The sequence below is a fragment of the Finegoldia sp. P3-F-LR genome (genome assembly GCF_052932165.1).
Window position 1 is genome coordinate 1 of sequence record NZ_JBRFJE010000037.1, and the last position, 4392, is coordinate 4392.

4 protein-coding genes and 15 tRNA genes are annotated in these 4392 nt (G+C 35.5%); 2 read left to right on the forward strand and 17 right to left on the reverse strand.

The annotated features are described in order from the left end of the window. Positions 1 to 7 precede the first annotated feature (7 nt). Positions 8 to 88 (forward strand): IS3 family transposase, encoded by an 81-nt coding sequence (locus ACU68U_RS09035; RefSeq protein WP_414731760.1) that lies wholly within the window; start codon positions 8 to 10, stop codon positions 86 to 88. 58 nt (positions 89 to 146) lie between these two features. On the opposite strand, the gene ACU68U_RS09040 is transcribed toward ACU68U_RS09035, so the two are convergent. The 4 genes from ACU68U_RS09040 to ACU68U_RS09055 form a co-directional block, all read right to left on the reverse strand. Continuing rightward, positions 147 to 222: transfer RNA gene (locus ACU68U_RS09040), tRNA-Arg, on the reverse strand. Positions 223 to 616: 394 nt separating this feature from the next. Next, positions 617 to 704: transfer RNA gene (locus ACU68U_RS09045), tRNA-Ser, on the reverse strand. A 139-nt stretch (positions 705 to 843) separates the two neighbouring features. Next, positions 844 to 1023, reverse strand: coding sequence for a hypothetical protein (locus tag ACU68U_RS09050; protein ID WP_446763187.1), 180 nt, complete (start codon positions 1021 to 1023; stop codon positions 844 to 846). After that, positions 1016 to 1873 (reverse strand): ADP-ribosyltransferase, encoded by an 858-nt coding sequence (locus ACU68U_RS09055; RefSeq protein WP_446763188.1) that lies wholly within the window; start codon positions 1871 to 1873, stop codon positions 1016 to 1018. Before ACU68U_RS09055 ends, ACU68U_RS09050 begins: the two co-directional genes overlap by 8 nt. Before the next feature lie 948 nt (positions 1874 to 2821). On the opposite strand from ACU68U_RS09055, the gene ACU68U_RS09060 reads away from it, so the two are divergent. Next, positions 2822 to 2995: a hypothetical protein gene (locus ACU68U_RS09060; protein WP_446763189.1), complete on the forward strand. Its 174-nt coding sequence runs from the start codon at positions 2822 to 2824 to the stop codon at positions 2993 to 2995. Between the two features lie 87 nt (positions 2996 to 3082). Here the strand turns inward: ACU68U_RS09060 and ACU68U_RS09065 are convergent. The 13 genes from ACU68U_RS09065 to ACU68U_RS09125 form a co-directional block, all read right to left on the reverse strand. Continuing rightward, positions 3083 to 3157, reverse strand: a tRNA-Trp gene (locus ACU68U_RS09065). Continuing rightward, positions 3158 to 3233: transfer RNA gene (locus ACU68U_RS09070), tRNA-Phe, on the reverse strand. Positions 3234 to 3302: 69 nt separating this feature from the next. Further along, positions 3303 to 3379, reverse strand: a tRNA-Ile gene (locus ACU68U_RS09075). A 20-nt stretch (positions 3380 to 3399) separates the two neighbouring features. After that, a tRNA-Ser gene (locus tag ACU68U_RS09080) sits at positions 3400 to 3490 on the reverse strand. A 19-nt stretch (positions 3491 to 3509) separates the two neighbouring features. Further along, positions 3510 to 3598: transfer RNA gene (locus tag ACU68U_RS09085), tRNA-Ser, on the reverse strand. A gap of 5 nt (positions 3599 to 3603) precedes the next feature. After that, positions 3604 to 3679, reverse strand: a tRNA-Lys gene (locus ACU68U_RS09090). Positions 3680 to 3683: 4 nt separating this feature from the next. Further along, a tRNA-Gln gene (locus ACU68U_RS09095) sits at positions 3684 to 3760 on the reverse strand. A 7-nt stretch (positions 3761 to 3767) separates the two neighbouring features. Beyond that, positions 3768 to 3844 (reverse strand) — tRNA-Arg (locus ACU68U_RS09100). Positions 3845 to 3849: 5 nt separating this feature from the next. Continuing rightward, a tRNA-Gly gene (locus tag ACU68U_RS09105) sits at positions 3850 to 3923 on the reverse strand. Between the two features lie 38 nt (positions 3924 to 3961). Beyond that, positions 3962 to 4046: transfer RNA gene (locus ACU68U_RS09110), tRNA-Tyr, on the reverse strand. Positions 4047 to 4072: 26 nt separating this feature from the next. Next, positions 4073 to 4148: transfer RNA gene (locus ACU68U_RS09115), tRNA-Thr, on the reverse strand. A 6-nt stretch (positions 4149 to 4154) separates the two neighbouring features. Next, positions 4155 to 4231, reverse strand: a tRNA-Asp gene (locus ACU68U_RS09120). Between the two features lie 42 nt (positions 4232 to 4273). Next, positions 4274 to 4349 (reverse strand) — tRNA-Val (locus ACU68U_RS09125). Positions 4350 to 4392 lie beyond the last annotated feature (43 nt).

Sequence of the window (4392 nt, forward strand, 5' to 3'; positions counted from 1 at the left end):
AAAATATATTAGATGGTACAATGAAGATAGAATTAAAACAAAATTAAACGGAATGTCCCCTGTTATGTACAGATTACATTCCGCTTAAAATATTATTAAATTATTCCGTGTTTACGGGTTCAGGTCAATCAGCTATCTTTTTTGTTTGGCAGAGATTGAAGGAATCGAACCCTCATCCTTCAGATTCGGAGTCTGACATTTTACCAATTAAACTAAATCTCTATACCCTATTGTTATATAACCTATTAAGTTCATTTTGAATTATACAATAGATTATTTGCAAATACAAATATTTGTAATGAAATATTATTAATATCTTACCCAAAATTTATTTATATTTACTTTTAATACCAATCCGAAACGATGCACTACAATTTTCATTATTCGTAAATATCTAATTCATAAAAATATTACTAATCCTATTCGTTAAAATCTAGTACTTCATAATATTCGGTCTCTTTAACTTCTTTGTTATTTGATTCAGTTAAAACGTTGCTTTCTTCAGTGTTTTCATTTTGATTGTTCAGTAAATCTGCAATTATTCCTCCCATTTAAAGACCGTATATCTATGTATTTTGATCCATGATTCTTTTATGTCTATCAAGTAAAAGACGATTGGCGGAGCATGTAAGAATCTAACCTACGCGGCATTATTGCCCTAGTTGTTTAGCAAACAACCCTCTTCACCTCTTGAGTAATACTCCAAATAAAAAATCGCACGATTGACGCACGATTAATTTATTGATATTTACTTGTTTTATGTGGATTTTCACACGATTAATTCACGATTATTGCACTAAAAAAGCACATCTAACATAATACAAATGTAATTAGTTAGTGTGCTTATTTATTAATTTTATTTTTTCCGTATCGTCTTTCAAGCTCTTTTTCCCATTTCTCATTTTCTTTCTTTTGCTTTTCGGTTAACTCAAAATGGCCGGTCACCACAGCTTTGAATGGGGCAGTAAACCTACTTGTCAGTAGTTCATGTTTTTCTTCTTCAGTTAATTCTCTTTTAGACATTTACTTTCTCCTCTAACCTAATATAATTTACTCCAGCAATATTAGTCTTATCTGCCACTAAAAACTCACTATTTCTTTGATACAAAACTTCTTTTTCATCAAGTCCTATACTTGATATATCTTTACCCATTTTTGAATTCTTTATATATATTTTTATGTTTGCCATATCGTTATATGAGTCTGCTTTTGTGGTAGATGTGTAAGCTTTATAACTTATAGTATTCCCCACTTTATGAGCGCTCACAAACTCATTCAAAGACTTATTATCCGCAAAATATAAATCTCTAACTAAATCACCCTCATAATTAGGCATTTTATTTAATGCTGAATCAAGATTTCTTATGAGTTTTTTATCATGATTAGTAAGCTTACTATTATTATACAACTTTTCATTGATTTTGTAACTTTCGGAAGATTTATAACTGATTATTGCTCTTTTTTCGTTTTCTGTCAGTGCTTCGTAAGCATTTTCTTTGTAATCAGAATCTATCCATTTTTTCCATTCATCATACTTCATACCAAGCGGAACTTTGATGTTTTTTCCGTCTTTATCCCTTGCAGTCCTAGTATTTTTTTCGTAGTTTTCTGGTTTATATCTAATTGTCAGACTTCTACATCTCGGATGCATCGGTAGCAACTCATCGCCGATATCTGAGTTTTCTATATCAAAAACGTGGTTATTAAAAGGTACACATATATGATACACTCCAGATTCAACAATCCAAATATATTTTCCATACCTTCTTTTTCTCATCAAATTTAATCCCGTGTTTATCTGCCACTTTGCAAATTCCATCACAGCTAACCTAAACTTATTGTAGAAGGCATTTTGTCTTCCCGTGTCGTCCATTCCTTCGATCAACTTTTCTTAAAGCTTTCTTCCCCACGTTTTCGGATTATCTCCCAGTAGCATTGAGTTGTGGATTCCTGATTGCAAGTTACTTCTCATCTTTTATCCATTAGCCCATATTCTGTCGCTAAAATTCGCTGATTTAAAATCACCATATAGGTAACATGCTATAAACCCTAGTTCTTTAAGTAGGCTTATAATGCTAGTTATTGCAGCATCCAGTTGCTTAATAAAGCCTACTTTTTTTTCTTCTACCTACTCAGTTTAAAAGCCATCATAATCAAATCAAAAACTATAATAAACACCAAGACATATTATATTGCCTTATACCAATTTCTCATATATTATAAAAATAAGCTAATAGCCTGTGAGGATTAACTCCCCACATATCAAGAAGTTTGATGATTAAATCTATAATGTTTTGAGATAGACTGATAATTGCAGTTATTAAAGCCAATTTTATTAGATTTTCATCAGACTTTTTTTTTATGCTAATGTATTTTTATTTAAATAGATAATATTAGAATATATAACTGTAGTAAATAAGAAGGCGCAACGACGTGGCAACCAAAAAAACACTTTCGTTGAGAAAATTAAATATTATCTTAATATAAGAAGATTAACTTAAACACAACTTGCTAGGATATTAGATTATCCTGAAATAACTGTGTCAAATTGGATAAACTTAAAATATTACTCTAGAATTGTTAAAATTCAAAAAATATCAGATCAATTATCAAATAACAAATCAGATTTAATAGAAGATAAAATAAAAACTAAAACAAAAAAACTAACAAAATATCAAGAACAACTAATAATACGCAGTAATGCCACAGAATATGTAAACCACATTATCAAAAAATCATCTTCATCTCATAACATACAAAAACATTTACACAATTTAGTTTTTGACCCACGAAATAGGACACGCAGTACTACACGAGTAAAATGATCCAGAATTCAAAACTAACATCACAAAAAACTCAAACAGAAAAAGAAGCCGATTACTTAGCATTCAAACTGAATGAGAAACAAATAAACCCAATTTACGAGTACACATCACAACTATACATAAAACAACTACAAGTAGACAAATACATCATTCATTGTTACGTTTTATAATAAAATATGTATCACATAGTAAAATGAAAAAACAAAAACGGCTTGTTTTCAACGTTTAATAACACATAGAAACAAGCCGTATAGTCGTGGCAGGGGATAGAGGACTTGAACCCCTGACATCCGGTTTTGGAGACCGACGTTCTACCACTGAACTAATCCCCTTGGTGCCCAGAGCCGGAATCGAACCAGCGACACAAGGATTTTCAGTCCTTTGCTCTACCGACTGAGCTATCTGGGCACGTACTTTATTTAGGAAATGATTTCAACATTATAAAAAAATATTTCTTGAATAAATCAAGAAATAAATTGGTGGGCCTTCAGGGACTCGAACCCGGGACCTACCGGTTATGAGCCGGGCGCTCTAACCAACTGAGCTAAAGGCCCAAGAATAAATCATATATTCTTGGCGGAGAAAGAGGGATTTGAACCCTCGCATCCCGTTAAGGATCTACTCCCTTAGCAGGGGAGCCTCTTCAGCCACTTGAGTATTTCTCCTAAATAAAGTAATTTAAAATGGCGGAGAGGGTGGGATTCGAACCCACGCGGGGTTGCCCCCAAACGGTTTTCAAGACCGCCTCGTTATGACCACTTCGATACCTCTCCACATTTGGTGGCTCATCCGGGACTCGAACCCGGGACACCCTGATTAAAAGTCAGGTGCTCTACCATCTGAGCTAATGAACCATATTGGCTGGGGTGACAGGACTCGAACCTGTGGAATGCAAGAGTCAAAGTCTTGTGCCTTACCAACTTGGCGACACCCCACTATTATTGGCGCACCTAGGGGGATTCGAACCTCCGGCACACGGATTAGAAGTCCGTTGCTCTATCCAGCTGAGCTATAGGTGCTTAATTGGAGCGGGTGAAGGGAATCGAACCCTCGCAACCAGCTTGGAAGGCTGGGGCTCTACCACTGAGCTACACCCGCATATAGGTAATTAATCTTATTATTCTGTAAAATTTAATTGGTGGAGGAGGGTGGATTTGAACCACCGAAACATAAAGTAACGGATTTACAGTCCGTCCCCTTTGGCCACTCGGGAACTCCTCCATAACCCTTTGTTTAAAAAGGATTTGTGGAGCTGGTGGGAGGACTTGAACCCCTAACCTACTGATTACAAGTCAGTTGCTCTACCAATTGAGCTACACCAGCATAACTTGGCGACCCGGAACGGACTTGAACCGTCGACCTCCAGCGTGACAGGCTGGCATTCTAACCAACTGAACTACCGGGCCTTGTGTTAGAATTTTGTTTTCGTTTTATTTATAAAAAATATATGGTGGGCGATACAGGGCTCGAACCTGTGACCCCCTGCTTGTAAGGCAGATGCTCTCCCAGCTGAGCTAATCGCCCATATATCTGGTGACCCTACCGGGATTCGAACCCGGGATACCGC

Bases quoted from the DNA above. Each gene is read 5' to 3' on its own strand.
- ACU68U_RS09055 (WP_446763188.1), bottom strand. From the start codon at position 1,873: ATGGACGACACGGGAAGACAAAATGCCTTCTACAATAAGTTTAGGTTA.
- ACU68U_RS09050 (WP_446763187.1), bottom strand. From the start codon at position 1,023: ATGTCTAAAAGAGAATTAACTGAAGAAGAAAAACATGAACTACTGACA.
- ACU68U_RS09060 (WP_446763189.1), top strand. From the start codon at position 2,822: ATGATCCAGAATTCAAAACTAACATCACAAAAAACTCAAACAGAAAAA.